The sequence below is a fragment of the Dokdonella immobilis genome, from assembly GCF_900115085.1.
Classification (GTDB): domain Bacteria; phylum Pseudomonadota; class Gammaproteobacteria; order Xanthomonadales; family Rhodanobacteraceae; genus Dokdonella; species Dokdonella immobilis.
In genome coordinates, this window is the sequence record NZ_FOVF01000002.1 from 59,453 (window position 1) to 73,842 (window position 14,390).

Annotated in this window: 14 protein-coding genes; 4 read left to right on the plus strand and 10 right to left on the minus strand. The window is 68.1% G+C overall.

The window, feature by feature from the left end; all coding sequences use genetic code 11:
* Nucleotides 1-74: 74 nt before the first annotated feature.
* Both BM125_RS20090 and BM125_RS01565 read left to right on the plus strand, forming a co-directional pair.
* A complete protein-coding gene (locus BM125_RS20090; RefSeq protein ID WP_175497842.1) occupies nucleotides 75-1,349 on the plus strand; it encodes a PQQ-dependent sugar dehydrogenase in 1,275 nt (424 codons plus the stop codon).
* Between the two features lie 232 nt (nucleotides 1,350-1,581).
* Nucleotides 1,582-2,109, plus strand: a complete 528-nt coding sequence (locus BM125_RS01565; protein WP_139224812.1) for a hypothetical protein — start codon at nucleotides 1,582-1,584, stop codon at nucleotides 2,107-2,109.
* Here the strand turns inward: BM125_RS01565 and BM125_RS01570 are convergent.
* From BM125_RS01570 to BM125_RS01585, 4 genes are all read right to left on the minus strand, one after another.
* Complete coding sequence (locus BM125_RS01570) at nucleotides 2,087-2,425, minus strand: YciI family protein (protein WP_092404209.1); 339 nt, start codon at nucleotides 2,423-2,425, stop codon at nucleotides 2,087-2,089. The genes BM125_RS01565 and BM125_RS01570 overlap by 23 nt on opposite strands.
* A 236-nt stretch (nucleotides 2,426-2,661) precedes the next feature.
* Nucleotides 2,662-3,150 carry an SRPBCC domain-containing protein gene (locus tag BM125_RS01575; RefSeq protein ID WP_092404210.1) on the minus strand — a complete coding sequence of 163 codons (489 nt, stop codon included), beginning with the start codon at nucleotides 3,148-3,150 and terminating at the stop codon, nucleotides 2,662-2,664.
* Nucleotides 3,147-3,488: an ArsR/SmtB family transcription factor gene (locus BM125_RS01580; protein WP_092404211.1), complete on the minus strand. Its 342-nt coding sequence runs from the start codon at nucleotides 3,486-3,488 to the stop codon at nucleotides 3,147-3,149. Before BM125_RS01580 ends, BM125_RS01575 begins: the two co-directional genes overlap by 4 nt.
* A 308-nt stretch (nucleotides 3,489-3,796) precedes the next feature.
* Nucleotides 3,797-4,717: a glycosyltransferase family 2 protein gene (locus BM125_RS01585; protein WP_092404613.1), complete on the minus strand. Its 921-nt coding sequence runs from the start codon at nucleotides 4,715-4,717 to the stop codon at nucleotides 3,797-3,799.
* Here BM125_RS01585 and BM125_RS01590 point away from each other — a divergent pair.
* Complete coding sequence (locus BM125_RS01590; protein ID WP_175497851.1) at nucleotides 4,716-5,726, plus strand: polysaccharide deacetylase family protein; 1,011 nt, start codon at nucleotides 4,716-4,718, stop codon at nucleotides 5,724-5,726. The genes BM125_RS01585 and BM125_RS01590 overlap by 2 nt on opposite strands.
* 206 nt (nucleotides 5,727-5,932) lie before the next feature.
* Here BM125_RS01590 and BM125_RS01595 read toward each other — a convergent pair whose 3' ends face one another.
* The 4 genes from BM125_RS01595 to BM125_RS01610 are packed head-to-tail and all read right to left on the minus strand — an operon-like array spanning nucleotide 5,933 to nucleotide 9,751.
* Nucleotides 5,933-6,979, minus strand: coding sequence for a hypothetical protein (locus BM125_RS01595; protein ID WP_092404220.1), 1,047 nt, complete (start codon nucleotides 6,977-6,979; stop codon nucleotides 5,933-5,935).
* A complete protein-coding gene (nadE, locus tag BM125_RS01600; RefSeq protein WP_092404222.1) occupies nucleotides 6,976-7,965 on the minus strand; it encodes an NAD(+) synthase in 990 nt (329 codons plus the stop codon). Before nadE ends, BM125_RS01595 begins: the two co-directional genes overlap by 4 nt.
* On the minus strand, nucleotides 7,962-9,494 hold the full coding sequence (locus tag BM125_RS01605; protein WP_092404224.1) for a class I adenylate-forming enzyme family protein: 1,533 nt from the start codon (nucleotides 9,492-9,494) through the stop codon (nucleotides 7,962-7,964). The genes nadE and BM125_RS01605 overlap by 4 nt, the downstream gene beginning before the upstream one ends.
* Nucleotides 9,495-9,502: 8 nt before the next feature.
* Nucleotides 9,503-9,751, minus strand: a complete 249-nt coding sequence (locus BM125_RS01610) for an acyl carrier protein (protein WP_092404615.1) — start codon at nucleotides 9,749-9,751, stop codon at nucleotides 9,503-9,505.
* Nucleotides 9,752-10,059: 308 nt separating this feature from the next.
* On the opposite strand from BM125_RS01610, the gene BM125_RS01615 reads away from it, so the two are divergent.
* Nucleotides 10,060-11,238 carry a PQQ-dependent sugar dehydrogenase gene (locus BM125_RS01615; RefSeq protein ID WP_175497853.1) on the plus strand — a complete coding sequence of 393 codons (1,179 nt, stop codon included), beginning with the start codon at nucleotides 10,060-10,062 and terminating at the stop codon, nucleotides 11,236-11,238.
* 17 nt (nucleotides 11,239-11,255) lie between these two features.
* Here BM125_RS01615 and asnB read toward each other — a convergent pair whose 3' ends face one another.
* Nucleotides 11,256-13,196 (minus strand): asparagine synthase (glutamine-hydrolyzing), encoded by a 1,941-nt coding sequence (gene asnB, locus BM125_RS01620; protein ID WP_245778758.1) that lies wholly within the window; start codon nucleotides 13,194-13,196, stop codon nucleotides 11,256-11,258.
* A gap of 8 nt (nucleotides 13,197-13,204) precedes the next feature.
* On the minus strand, nucleotides 13,205-14,371 hold the full coding sequence (locus BM125_RS01625) for a glycosyltransferase (protein ID WP_092404226.1): 1,167 nt from the start codon (nucleotides 14,369-14,371) through the stop codon (nucleotides 13,205-13,207).
* Between the last annotated feature and the right edge of the window lie 19 nt (nucleotides 14,372-14,390).

Below are 14,390 nucleotides of genomic sequence, written 5' to 3' on the forward strand. Positions count from 1 at the left end.
TGCCGAGTGTCCGTACAACGGCCTCCAGAGGCCGGCGGCCCGGACTCCGTGGCAGCAACGAGAAGGAAACCACCATGCATCCATTCGATCCGACCCGGGCCCTGCGCGGATTTCTCCTGGCCCTCGCCCTGGCCTTGCCCGGCCTCGCCGGCGCCACGATTCCGGGCGACCTGCACCTGACCTCGGTCGCCACCGGCCTCAACAACCCGGTCGCCATCCGCAGTCCGAACGATGGCAGCGGGCGCCTGTTCGTGGTCGAGCGCGGCGGCGCGATCCGCATCATCAACGCGGCCGGCACCCTGCTGACCACGCCGTACTACACGCGTTCGGTCGATACCTCGGATGTCGAGCGCGGCCTGCTTGGCCTCGCCTTCGATCCCGCCTTCGCCAGCAACGGCACGCTCTACATCGTCTACTCGGGCAGCGGCGCCAACGGCGAGATCCTGCGCCGGCTGGTGGCGAGCAACCCGGCCGCCAACACGTTCTCGGGCAGCGACACCGAGGTGATGCGCATCCCGCTGTTCTACAACCACAACGGCGGCGACATCCATTTCGGGCCGGACAACTACCTCTACTGGAGCACCGGTTCGGGCACCGGTTCGTTCGATCCCGAGGATCTCGCCCAGAACCTCTGGAAGAAGACCGTCAGCAACGTCACCTACTACCTGATGGGCAAGATCCTGCGCCTCGACGTGCGCAACCCGACGGCCTCGGCGGCGGCCAACCAATGCGGCGCCACGGCGGGCCAAGCGGCGCAGTATTCGATTCCGGCCGGCAATCCCTATGCCGGCACGGCCAATACCTGCGCCGAGATCTGGCTGTACGGATTCCGCAACCCCTGGCGCTTCAGCATCGATCGTCTCAATGGCGAGATCTGGATCGGCGATGTCGGCGAAGGCAACTGGGAAGAGATCGACCGCTACGCGAGCGGCAACCGCAACTTCGGTTACCCGCAATGCGAGGGCAACCACCCCGGCCGACCGGGCGGCACCGGATCCACCTGTCCGGCCACCTACGGCACGGTCGGGCCGGTCATGGAGTATTCGCACGCCAACAGCCGTTGCTCGGTCGCCGGCGGGGTGCGCTACCGCGGCCCGATCAGTCCGCTCAACGGGCACTTCATCTTCGGCGATTCGTGCACGAGCGAAGTCTTCATCGGCACCGAAGGCGGTGGCGGCAACTGGACGTTCTCGGTCTTCCCTTCGGGCATCGCCCCCGGCTACGGCACGGTCAGCGCCTTCGGCGAAGGCCCGAACGGTGACCTCTACCTGGTCGACCACCAGAACGGGCGCATCTGGCGCTTCGATTCGGCGGCGTCGGACCTGATCTTTGCGAACGGGTTCGAGTAGCTCTCGGGACTTGCCGGTCGAAATTGGACGCTTCTTTCGCCAACGCGAGAGGGAGAAAAAGCCGCACCAAGCATCGACTTTCCCTTTGGGGGGAGACAAAACGGCAGGATTGCCGTTTTGAGCAGCGAATGCTGCCCGGAGGTTGAGCCCCATGGATGGGGCGAATTCACCTGCCGACAGGCCGGTGAGGGTGGGCGCGCGAAGCGCTTGGCCACTGGCTCAAGTCAGGCTTGTGGACAAGACATTTTGGGGCTCTGTCTTATGCAGAAGACTTCGACCGCACCCACCTGGGTTCAAGGCTCGAGATCCGGCCCAGCAAACCGCGCCCGGCGATGATGGAGGTACCCGCGTGGGAATCGTCATCCGCGGCGGAGTCGACGACGTCGTGAACCGCGGCGGCGTGGACCCATTGCGATTCTCGGTCTGGGACGACGGCCAGGAACTGGACTTCAAGGTGCTGGACATACCCATCGGCCGCGGCGGCACCGTCACCGTGCGCCTCGGCTTCGATGGGCGCTACGCCATCGAAGCCGACGGCATAGGCATTGCCATCATGGCCGGTTCGGAAGCACACGGCGAACGCGTATTCGATCTGGATCCGCCTTTACGGATGCGTCGTCGTCGACATGAGTCAGCGCATGATCGGGACAAATGTGACCCGGGATTCGATCGGCCACGGCAATCGATCGAAGTGCGCGGCGGATCGCGACGTGCCGAGAAAAGCGATCAATCGGGACTCAGGACTCCGGGTCGAACATGATCTCGCGCACTTCCTGGGCGCAACGGCAGGCCGCGGCGAACTTGGCGGCCCACGTCAGGGCCTCATCCCGGGTCGGCACTTCGATGATCGAGAAGCCGCCAAGGACGGCCTTGGTTTCGGGGTAGGGGCCGGCGGTGACCGTTCCGTCAATGGCGACGATGCTGGCTTGCTGGGTCAGCAGGCCGCCGCCGAAGATCCAGGCGCCTGCGGCCTTGGCTTCGCGCACGACGGCGCGGGCGGCCGCATCCACGGCGGGGAGGTCGGCTTCGGCAATCCGCATGGTTCCGTCATCGAATGAGATCAGGAATCGCTTCATTTCTGTCTCCCGCTCCAGGGTCCGTTGTCGGGTACCGGGGAGCATACGGCGAATGGCATCTTTGCTAGAAGGTTGTCGCCGTCATCCTTCGACTTCGCTGCGCTACGCTCAGGACGAACGGAGTGATTCCTTCTTTGCAGCGGAGGCCAAGGGTCGATCTGCGGGTTGGTTGGCGCTTGCGGAGGCGGTGTCGGCGTGAAAGCCGTGAAGCGACGACCGACCCGGATGGTACCGGACTACTTCATCGCTATGACGTGCGCCACGAATTGGTCGATGGCGATTTCGGTGCCCTGGTAGAAGCCGGATTCCCTGTTGGTCTGGAAGTCGGTTTCGTTGCGGTGCAGGGCCGTGAACACGTAGCGCGTTCCGCTGCCGTCGGATGCCATCTGCATGATCGCGGTGATCGGGATGTCGTCGAAGACTGCCGGCCGGTATCCGGGGAACAGCATCGAAGTCCAGACCAGGCGTTGCAGCGGAACGACCTCGAGGACGCAGCCGAGGTTCGGTGAATCGGGGCCGTCGCCGACGGCGATGTCGATGCGGATGATGCCGCCTGGGCGCAGGTCCAGTTCGGCATGCGAGACGCGTCCCCAGGCCCTGGGCATGTACCAGGCCGCGAGGTGCTCGGGCTTCGTCAACGCTTCCCAGACCAGGCGCGTCGGTGCATCGATGAAGCGTTCGATGGCGAAGTCGGTTTTCGGATCGAACGGGAAGGGTGGGTTCATGTCTGCGGTTCCTTTTCCTTGAGTTCAGTGACGTACCGGTCGAAGCGGTCGAGGCGCGCCTCCCATGCCTGTCGGCGCGCGCTGAGCCAGTTCTCGGCGACCTTGAAGCGCTCGGGCGCGATCGCATACGTGCGCACGCGCCCGCGCTTGCTCGATTTCACGAGCCGGCTGCGTTCGAGCACCGACAGGTGCTGCACGAACGAGGGCAGTTGCATGTCGAACGGGGCGGCCAGTTCGCCGACCGTGGCCGGTGCGCGCGAAAGGCGCTCGAGGACCTTGCGCCGGGTCGGGTTGGACAGGGCGAGAAACACGGCGTCGGCGACGGCGGACTGGGCCACTTCGTTTTCCTTTGCCGGGATGGGCGAGGCTGTTGCGTTGCCCGAGTCTACGCTGCGCCAATGCTAAGGTAAATACCTAAGTATTGATCGCATGATCGAGCGACGGGCCAGGTTTGTCGCCGCCCGGATGGATCGGGCGCCTCGCCGGAAGGAGACGATGCGGCGGTGATGGGATCGAGGCATCGCTCGCGCCTCGATGCGCGCCGGATGCCGTTCCATCGAGATCGTATGCATGACGCCGCGGGTGTCCTTCGACGCCGCTTCGCTGTGTTCAGGACGAACGGAATTTCCGCAACGGGTTGGCCGGCTCAGGGGTGGCGCCGGAACAGGTTCAGGACCCGGCGCTTGAGGGCGAGGACGCGCATGGCGCGTGCCTCGCGGCGGATGTCCGGGTTGGCGGAGGTCTTCTGCGCAGTGCGGATCCAGCGCCGGGCATCGCCGAAGCGGTTTTCGAACACGGCGCCGCGTGCATTGCGCAGGTAGGCGGCGGCCAGTGCGCGCTGGCCGACGTCGGCCGGCACCTTGTCACCGGCGGCGGCCACCGCACGCTCGATCACCCGGGTGTAGTCGTCATAGGTACGCGACAGCGAAGACAGGCCGTCATGGCCGCGGATGGCGCGGGCGAGCACTTCGTCGATCACGCCGATCGGCCAGTGCGCGGCCACGCGCAGGTGGAAGTCGAGGTCCTCGGCCGTGGCCAGTGATTCGTCGAACCCGCCGACGTCGGCGAACACTTCGCGGCGGAACATGGCCGAGACCGGTGCCAGGGCCGGGTTCTGCAGGACGCTGCCGAGCACCCAGCCGTCCTCTTGGATCACCTCGCGGCGACGGAAGCGGTCGATCGGCTTGCGTTCGATATCGATGCGCTCGACATCGCAGAGGACCATGCCGAACCCGGGATGGGCCTCGAGCCAGGCGACCTGGCGTTCGGTTTTCTCCGGCAGCCATTCGTCGTCGCTGTCGAGCAGGGCGAGGTAGCGGCCGCGAGCCATGGCCATGCCGCGGTTGCGCGCCGCCGAGACGCCGGCATTGGCCTGACGCACCTGGATGATGCGGTCGCCGAATTCGGCGGCGAGGCGCTCGCCGGTGCCGTCGGTCGAGCCGTCGTCGATGATGATGATTTCCTCGACCGGACGGGTCTGGTCCAGGGCCGAGCGGATCGCGCGCACGACGAGCTCGCGCCGGTTGTATGTCGGTATGATGGCGGAAACCTCCGGAATCGCGGTCATGCTGTCCGATCTCGTCAAGAAGTTTCTCTATGGTAGCGGCCTGCTCGGCCTCTACCACCGTTTTCGCAACCGACGCTCCCTGACCGTGATCATGTTCCACCGCGTGCTCGATCCGGACGATCCGCGCTGGACGTCGTGCGATCCGGACTACACGCTCGACACACGCCTGTTCGAGCGCTGCCTCGCGTTCTTTCGCCGGCACTACACCATCGTCTCCGTGGATGACGTGCTCGCTGCGCGCAGGCAGGGCCGCGCGCTGCCGCCGCGCGCGCTGCTGATCACGTTCGACGACGGCTGGTCGGACAATGTCGATTTTGCCTTGCCGCGCCTGCGCGCCGCATCGCTGCCGGCCCTGCTGTTCGTGGTCGCCGACGTGGTCGGCCGGCGCCTGCCGTTCTTCCAGGAACGTATCGTCGGGGCCTGGCGCCTCGGCCGCGTCACTGCGCCGCAATTGCTGGCCGCGACGGGCGACGAGGACCGATCGGCCGGCAACGGGATCGGCGAGCTGCGCACGGCCATTGCCAGGCTCGAGGATCTCGACGATGAAGCGCGCCAGGCGGCGCTGGCCCCGTTCGAGGCCGCCCTCGATGACGGCCACCGGCACATGGTGGTCGCCGAGGAACTCGGCCAGCTCGAACGCGGCGGCGTCGCCATCGGCCTGCATGGCAAGACCCACACGCCGATGACGCGCGCGCAGGATCTCGATGCCGAACTCGGCGGCGCGCGTGCCCAGGTCGCCACGCAGCTGCCCTCGGCCGCGGCCCCGCTGACGATGTCGTTCCCGCACGGCCGCTACACGCCGGCGATCGCGGAGCGCGCCCGCGCGGCCGGGTATGAACTCGTGTTCACGAGCGATCCGACGATCAATCCGGTGGACGCGCAGCCGGACTGGTTGCTCGGTCGGGTCGGCTTCGAGCAGTCCGGCATCGTCGACAGCGCCGGCCGTTTTCGCGCGGACAAGCTCGCGTTGTTGCTGTTCCGCAAGCCGCAGCGGAGGCTTGCAGCTTGAGAGAGTGCTGGGTTGCGGGGATGTGCCGTAGTGGCTTCAGCCGTGATGTTCCTCGGAGAGCATGGCTGAGAGGAATCTAGCCTGGAGTCTCTTACTGCGAAGGGCTCGCGTCCTGCGGCGCGGGTTTCGATGGCGGGGCTCGCGTTGCCGCTTCGCTGTTGTCGCCGGGCCCCGGCCTGCGCCAGGGTGACGTTGAAGGCTGCGGACTATTCGTCTTCGTCGGCCGAGGTCAGGAACAGCGGCGGCATGGCGCCGTCGCGCGTCCATTTGCCGTATACCGGGCGGCGGCTGCGTGCGCTGAAGCCGGCGCCGAGCCAGCCATCGAGGTGCCCGGCCTCGGCCGCGATCTCGACCGAGACGGCGGCGTGGCCGGCCTTGCGGGCGGCGCGCAGCAGCGCATCGATGCAGGCGCGGTCGAGACCGCGGCTGGCGTCGACGGCCCAGAAGTCGCGTACGTGCAGCAGGTCGCCGCGCGGCTGGCAGGCGAACCAGGCGTGCAGGGTGCCGTCGGTTTCGTTTTCAAGCAGGAGGTAGCGCGTCTTCTCGAGCGGGCAGGCATCGAAGCGCCAGCGCGCGAACGCCGTATTGCGGATCGCAAGGGCGCCGTCGATCGGCAGCGAGGCGGCCCAGACCGTATCGAAGCGCGCATCCGCGGCATCGCTCCAGCGTGCGCTCCAGCGCCGGTCGGCGCGCGCGCGCCAGGCATCGCGCAGGCGTACGGCGAAATCGAGCGGCAGGCTGGCGAGGCGGGCGAGCGGACGTGGCAGGCGACGGGCCAGGTAGCCGGCATAGCGCAGCACACGCGCATAGCGGATCATCTCGCCGAGCTTCGAATAGCCGATGCGCTTGAACACCGGCGCCGCCTTCGGATTCGGGAAGCCGTACAGCAGGCCGAAGCGCTGGCCGGCGACTTCAGCCAGGGCGGTCTGCAGCATCATCGCCGGGCCGAGCGAGCGATGCGCCGCGGCGACGGCGAGATCGACCAGCACGCCGGCCTCGATCGCTCCCGCAGCGGCCATGAGGCGCCGCGGACCTGCCGCGGCGACGCCGATGGGCGCGGCTTGCGGTGCCGCACGCAGCAGGCACACGCTCGGTTCGCCGAACGGGCATTGCGCATAGAACCAGTCGAACTTCGCGCCCATGCGCGCGTCTTCGCCGAGGTTGCCGTGCCAGACCGCGAGAATCGCCTCGCGGTCGCGCCGGACCTGTCCCGGATCGACCTGGTAAGCGGCGGGCGTGCTGCCCTGGCTCAAGCGTGCGCGTCCAGTTCGTTCACTTCACCGACCAGGATCGGCGCGCGATGCAGGTAGCGCGTCGTACGCCGCTTGGTCCGGATGTCCTCGTAGACGGCCTCGGCCTGCGCGTCGGAAATGTCCAGCACGCGCGCCAGTTCGGACGCGGCCACCTCGTGGTTGAGCGCCCACAGGGCGAGATCCATCGAGCGATAGGGCAGGGCGAAATAGAATTCGTCCTGGCCCTGTTCGAGGCTGTAGGTGTCGGTGGTCGGCACCGCCGCGCAGACGCGTTCGGGCAGGCCGAGATGGCGCGCCATTCCGTACACCTGGGTCTTGTAGAGGTGCGCGATCGGCTTGACGTCGGCGGAGCCGTCGCCGTTCTTGACGAAGAAGCCCTGGTCGTATTCGAGCCGGTTCGGCGTGCCGACCACGGCATAGTTGAGGCGGTCGGCATGGAAGTATTCGAGGTTCTTGCGGATGCGCTGCTTGAAGTTGGTGGCGGCGACGATCTGCAGGTATTCGGCGAGGCCGAGCGGACGCTCGACCTGATCGCCATCGGGCGACACGGCGACCAGGCGGAAGCGGTTGATGCGACCCTCGATGCCGCCTTCGATGACGATCTTGAAGCGCCAGCCGTCGCCGTATTCGGGCAGCGCGCGGCGCACCGCTTCGTCGCGCGCCGCGTAGCAGCCGATGGCGGCCAGGGCCGGGGCGATGTCGACGGTCTCGACGCGGATGCCGAGGTGCCCGGCCAGCAGGTTCGCGCGCACGGCGCTGTCGTCGCTGGAGTCGCGTTCGGGCAGGATCAGGGCGAAAACGCGTTCGGGGCCGAGCGCGCGCACGGCCAGGGCGACGCTCGAGGAGCTGTCGATGCCGCCCGAGATCGCGACGACGAGGCCGCGCTTGTGCAGCTCGCGCGCGGTGACTTCGCGCAGGCGCCTGGCGATGCGATCGGCCTCCTGCTCGTAGTCGATGTCCAGTACGCTCCAATCCAGCTTTGTCACGAGACCTCCCGCGGTTCGGTGGTGGCGGTCAGTTGGGTCCGCCGGATCTTGCCCGAGGCAGTCTTCGGCAGCGCATCAACGAACTCGATGAATTTCGGAATCTTGTAGGCGGCCAGGCGTTCCCGGCAATGCGCCTTGATCGCGTTGGCGTTCGAGCGATGCTCGGCATCGGTGACGACGAAGGCCTTGATGACCTGGCCAAGGGTGTCGTCGTCGACGCCAACGACGGCGACCTCGGCGATCCACGGCAATTCCGCGATCGCCTCTTCGACATCCTTCGGATGCACGCGGTGGGCACCGGTCTTGATCATGTCGCTGCGGCGCCCGGCCAGGTAGAGAAAGCCGTCGGCGTCGAAGTGGCCCATGTCGCCGGTGCGCAGCCAGCCGTCCTGCAGCACGGCGGCGGTTGCCTCCGGATTGCGCCAATAGCCGAGCATCACGTTCGGGCCGCGTGCATGGACCTCGCCGACTTCCATCACGTCGGCCGGCTGTCCGTTCTCGCGGCGCACGACGAGTTCGACGCCGTCGATCGGCATGCCGACCGCGCCGGGCTTTTCGTCCAGGCGCTCGGGCGGCATCCAGGCCAGCCGCGCGGTCGCCTCGGTCTGGCCGTACATGATGTAGAGGCGTGCCTGGGGCAGGGCCTCGCGCAGGCGCTGCGCGGTCGCCGGGGCCATGGCCCCGCCGGCCTGGGTCAGGTAGCGCAGCGAGGACAGGTCGTAGTTGGCCAGTGGCACGCGGTTGAGCAGGAGCAGGAAGGTCGAGGGCACGCCGGAAAATCCGCTGACCCGCTCGCGCGCCATCGTTTCCACCATGAGGTGCGGAAACACCAGGTTGGCCTCGATGACGAGGAAGGCACCGACCGACAGGTGCGTGTGCAGTACCGAGGCGCCATAGGAGTAGTAGAACGGCAGCACCGAGACGATGCTGTCGTCCTTGCCGAGTTCGAGATAGCGGACGATCGAATCGACGTTGGCGGCGAGATTGGCGTGGCTGAGCATGACGCCCTTGGGCGCGCCGGTCGTTCCCGAGGTGTAGAGGATCATGGCCAGGTCGCTCGCCTGGTATTCCACCGGCGCCGAAGGTGCCGCGGCCGCCAGCGCGTCGGCCCAGGCGATGCTGGCGCCGTCGACGCCGGATGTGCCGGTGGCCACGCGCAGGATCGGTTCGGCGATCGCCTCGAGGGCCAGTTCGCTGTCGCGATGGCCGGCCTGGTAAACCACGCAGCGCGCTGCGCAGTGACGCAGCCACGGTGCGATGTCGCGTGCGCGTGCCTGCGCGTTGAGCGGAACGATCGCGGCTCCGGCCAGCCAGCAGCCGTGGCAGGCGACCACCGCTTCGATGCAATTTGGCAGGATCACGGCGACACGATCGCCGGCATCGATGCCGGATGCCCGCAGGAACGCGGCGAATGCGCGTGCCTGTGCCCACAGCGTGCCGTAGTCGATCCGTCGCTCGCCTTCGGCGATGGCCCGACGCCCCGGTTCGACGCGGGCGATCCGTTCGATGCGTGAACTGAGCGGGATCATGCGCCTCCCTAGGCGGGCGACTTTCTTGCGACGAAGGCGGCGATCGAATCGATCGAATCGAAGTTGGCGGGAATCATTTCGGCATTCTCGACCTTGATCGCGTAGGTCTCTTCGAGATGCCCGATCAGTTCGAGCATGCCGGTCGAGTCGACGATGCCGTCGCGGATCAGCGAGTCACCATCGGCCAGCGCGCTCTCATCGTCGGTGAATAGATAGTTCTCGAGCACGAATGCCTTGATCTGCTTCTTCTGGTCCATCGACTTGGTTTCACCCCTGTGGATTGATGCGGCCGCATGGACGGAGCACACCGCCGGCAGGCCCATGCATGGCGTGTTCGGCCTGCGCCCGGCGCCTTCGCGTGCGCGCCGGCCGATTCCCCCGCGCCACGCCTGCTGACGTGCATGCGCCCCGACCGCGAGCGCGAATTGTGCCCGAAAGCGGCGGCGCCTGCCTTGCAGGTCGCCGATGCCGCCGGCCACGCCCCCGTGACCCGACGGGATGCGCGACGGGGGCGAATTGGCTAAGGTTGCGGGCCGAGATCGCCGAACCCGGAGAGGATGCACGCATGCGCGCGATGGCACTCGTTGTGATGGTCCTGCTGGCGACGGCGGGTTGCCGTCTCGATGGCGGTGCGCCGGCGCGCCCGCAGCCGGTCGTCAGCGGCACCGGCCAGGCCGCGCTCGCGGCGAGCGAGCGCGGCGAGGTGCGCATCGTCGAACTGGCCAGCGGGTTCAACAATCCCTGGGGCCTGGCCTTCCTGCCCGACCGCCGCATGCTCGTCACGGAACGCCCGGGACGATTGCTGCTGCTCGATGCGGATGCCCGCCTGGTCGCCGAGATCGGCGGTTTGCCGTCGATCTTCGTCGACGGCCAGGCCGGCCTGCTCGATGTCGCCGTGGCCCCGGACTTCGAGCGCAGCCAGGCGATCTATCTGTCGTACGCCAAGTCCAACCTGCGCGGCAACCTGGCCGGCACCGCCGTCTACCGTGCCCGCCTGGTCGATCATGCGCTCGCCGATGGCGAGGTCATCTACGAGCAGGAACCGAAGCTCTCGAGTGGCACCCACGTCGGATCGCGCCTGGTGTTCGACGGCGACGGCCACTTGTTCGTGACACAGGGCGAAAACAACAAGCGGCCGACTGCGCAGGACCTCGACAAGCTGCAGGGCAAGCTGGTCAGGCTCAACCTCGATGGCAGCGTGCCGGCCGACAACCCCTTCGTCGGCCGCGCCGGCGTGCGCCCGGAGATCTGGTCCTATGGCCACCGCAACATGCAGGGTGCGGCGCTGAATCCATGGACGCGCCAGCTTTGGACCAGCGAGCACGGACCCTTCGGCGGCGACGAGATCAACATTCCGCTGCCGGGCAGGAACTACGGCTGGCCGATCATTACCTACGGCATCAACTACGACGGCAAGCCGATTCCCGAGGCGATCGGCACGGCAGCCGCAGGCATGGAGCAGCCGCACCACTACTGGAAGGTCTCGCCCGCGCTCAGCGGCATGGCCTTCTATGCATCCGACCGCATGCCCGGCTGGAACGGTAACCTGTTCCTCGGCGCGCTGGCCGGCAGCAGCCTGATCCGGCTCGAGCTCGATGGCGACCGCATCGTCCACGAGGAGCGCCTGCTCGGCGATCGCGGCGAACGCATCCGCGATGTCAGGCAGGGCCCCGACGGCCTGCTCTACCTGCTGACCGATGGGGTCAGCGCAAAGCTGCTGCGGCTCGAACTGGTCGGCGATTGAGCGCCCGGGCCGGCGGCTCAGGGCGCCGGGGTCCCGCGCAGGAAGGTCTCGTCGAGCAGCATCGTCGAAAGAATGCCGACGAAGGCCTGGTTGTCGGCGAATCCGGTCGCCTTGCCGGCGCGGCACTTGTCAAGCAGGCGGCCGACCCGGTCGGCGTCGAAATAGCCGGCCTTGCGGATGCGTTCGGCGGAGAGCAGGTCGGTGACGTAATCCAGGGCCCGGCCATCGACGAAAAAGCTGCGGCTGTCGGGCGCGCGGTAGGGTTGCTTGGTGCGCTGGACGATGTCGGCAGGCAACAGGTCGGCGAGGGCGCGCCGCAGCAGGTACTTCTCGGTCAGGCCACGAATCTTGAAGTTGGCCGGCAGGCGATTGCCGAATTCGATCACGCGATGATCGAGATAGGGCACGCGGCCCTCGACCGAATTCGCCGCGGCGACGCGGTCGCCTTGCGCGGCGAGCAGGTAGGCCGCCAGCAGCGATTTGGCCTCGACGTACTGGTCGCGCGCCAGCGGCGCCCAGGCATGGATCGCGGCCGGCAGGCGCTGCTCGTACCAGGCCAGGGCGTCGCGTTGGCCGATGCCCGCGCGCAGTTCCGGCGAGAGGAAGTTGAGCGCGCGTTGCGAGGTGATCCAGCGCGGCACGTGGGCGAAGATCGGCCGATCGATGTGCTCGAGGCCCTGGCCGAAGAACGACTGGGCGAACCCCGGGTTGCGCACCGGTGAATTCTCCAGGTAGCCGTAGAGGCGACCGAGCAGCTTCGGACGCAGGGTCGAGTCGGGCTGGCGGGCCCAGAAGCGGCGCACCTTGGCCTCCTTGAACAGGTCATAGCCGCCGAACACTTCGTCGGCGCCCTCGCCGGTCAGCACGACCTTGTAGCCTTCCTCGCGCACGCGCTGCGAGAGCAGCATCAGCGGCACCGGCGCGGTGCGCAGGACCGGTGTTTCGGCGTGCCGGATCAGGCGCGGGAAGGCCGCGCCGATCTGCGCGCTCGTGCAGGTGAGGGTGGTGTGCTCGGTGCCGAGATGGCGGACCATGGCCTGCTGGTGTTCGCTCTCGTCGAACTCGGCGTCCTCGAAGGCGACCGAGAACGTGCGCACCGGGGTCTGCGTGAAGCCGCGGACCATGGCGACGATGCCGGACGAATCGAGCCCGCCGCTCAGGTAGGCGCCGACCGGAACGTCGGCGCGCAGTTGCAGGCGCACCGCATCGACGAGCAGCTCGCGCAGTTCGGCGGTGGCCTGTTCGACCGATGCGAAGGCCGGCGCGGCATCGCGGTCGGGAAAGGTCCAGTCCCAGTATTGCGTCAGCGTCTCGCGACCGTCTTCCTCGATCGCGAGCAGATGGCCGGGCGGCAGGCTGCGCACGCCTTCGAACAGCGTATCCGGATCGGCCGGCGCCCAGTAGGTCAGCGCTTCGACGAGGCCATTGGCATCGAGGCGGGCGCGCTCGGGCACCGCCGCGAGCAGGGCCTTGATCTCGGAGGCGAACCAGACGCGCCCGCGCGCCCGCGTATGGAACAGCGGCCGGATGCCGGCGCGGTCGCGGGCCAGCACGAGTCGCCGGCGCCTGGCATCCCACAGCGCGATCGCGAACTGGCCATTGAGGTGATCGACGAAGCGGTCGCCATAGCGGTCGTACAGATGGACGATGACCTCGGTATCGGACTGCGTGTAAAAACGATGGCCGCGGGCGATCAGGTCGGCACGCAGTTCGAGGTAGTTGAAGATCTCTCCGTTGAAGACCGTCCAGACATCGCCACGCTCATTGTGGATCGGCTGGTCGCCGGTCACCAGGTCGATGATCGAAAGACGCGCGTGGGCAAGGCCGACACCCGCGCCGACGTAATAGCCGTAGCCGTCCGGGCCACGATGTTCGAGCGTATGGATCATCGCCTCGAGTTCGCCGCGCGCCTGCTCGGCCGGCACCGTTGCGCCACTGAATCCCGCTATTCCGCACACGTGCTCGTCTACTCCCGTTTTCCGGCCCGATGGGCGTCGCGCGCTTCGATGCAGGCGGCCAGGGTTTCCATGGCGACCTCGCCCCAGCGCCGCGAGAAGCGCCGCGACAGGGCCTGCTCGTCCCAGTCGCGCGCGAGCACCGCCGCCAGCGCACTGGCCAGTGCTTCGACCTCGCGCGGCGGTACCAGCACCGCGCACGAGGCGTCGACGACTTCGGGCACGCCGCCGACCGGACAGGAGACGACCGGCCGGCCGCAGGCCAGGGCCTCGACCAGCACGTTCGGGTGGCCCTCCGAATAGCTCGGCAGGGCGAGCAGGTTGGACGCGGCCATCCATTGCGCGACCTTGTCCGCGGGCTGCGCCCCGGCCAGGCGCAGGCGTTGGGCCGGATCGCGGGCGAGCTGGGCGAGCTCCTCGCGCAGCGGACCGTCGCCGACCAGCACCAGTTCGGCGCGCGGATGCGCGTCGCGCAGCGCGCGTGTCGCCGCGACGAGTTCGCGCAGGCCCTTTTCGGCGACCAGGCGGCCGACGTAGAGCACGAGCTGCGAATCGGGCTCCACGGCCAGCGCCGCGCGCGCCTCGGCGCGGTCGCGCAGCTTGAAGGTATCGGCATCGCAGCCGTTGGCGATGACGCGCACGCGCGCCGGGTCGGCGCCGTAGTCGCGGGTGGCCAGACGGCCGAGGTCGGCGCTGACCACGAGCAGTCGCCCGGCTTTCTGCACGACCGGCGCGGTCAGGCGCCGGCTGATGGCATCACGCACGCGGATATCCGATCCGCGGGCGCCGGCGACCAGCGCAACGCCGAGTTCGCCGGCCACCCGCAGTGCGCCTGCGGCATCGGGGTAGAGCCAGTACGAAAGGATGACATCGGGCCGGAATGCGCGTGCCTCGGCGCGCAGGGCGCGCCCGCAGAGCCAGCCATTGATCGGTCGCGACAGCATCGGCAGGGCCGGGTAGCTGACATGGACCACCTCGCACCCGGGGATCGCCGCGGCCGGTTCGGGCGCCTGGTACAAGTAGCTGCGCGGCCTTGCCCAGCGCGGATAACGGGCGACCGGGCTCAGCACGCGGACTTCGGCAAGGCGGGCCAGTTCGACGACCGTCTGCAGGATCGGCCGGCCGCGCGTCGGCTCGCCGGCGACGGGAAACTGCGAGGTCACGACGAGTAGGCGCATGCGGACCGGCTGTACGGGG